The sequence below is a fragment of the Mesorhizobium sp. M8A.F.Ca.ET.165.01.1.1 genome (assembly GCF_004792065.1).
Lineage (GTDB): Bacteria > Pseudomonadota > Alphaproteobacteria > Rhizobiales > Rhizobiaceae > Mesorhizobium.
The window spans coordinates 1-323 of record NZ_SRTH01000169.1; the positions used below are offsets into that span (position 1 = coordinate 1).

Annotated in this window: 2 pseudogenes; both read left to right on the forward strand. The window is 63.8% G+C overall.

Annotated features, from left to right (window positions below):
* Positions 1–101: pseudogene (locus tag EN808_RS37520) on the forward strand (TetR family transcriptional regulator); the annotation flags it as partial.
* A 53-nt stretch (positions 102–154) separates the two neighbouring features.
* A pseudogene (locus tag EN808_RS37900) lies at positions 155–323 on the forward strand (polyamine ABC transporter substrate-binding protein); the annotation flags it as partial.

Consider the following 323-nt stretch of genomic DNA (forward strand, 5'->3'; position numbering starts at 1 on the left):
GGCTGCGGCTGATGATGGGGACAGAGGACACCACCCGCGAGACCGCGCTGCAGGCGGCGAATGCGTTCCTGGCGGCGGCCTTTCCCAGACACTACCAGTGAGAAAAAAGCCGGCCGACCGAGCCGGCGGAAACGACAAGGAGGATGGAACAGCAATGAGAACCCTGAGCCGACGCCTGACGCTGACCTTGGCACTGACCGGTGTGCTCGCCGCTTCCGCGGCGGCGCTGGCGGTTGCCGCCGACAAGGACCTGATCGTCTTCGACTGGTCGGGTTACGAGGACCCGAGCTTCCATCCGAAATATGTCGAGAAGAACGGCGATT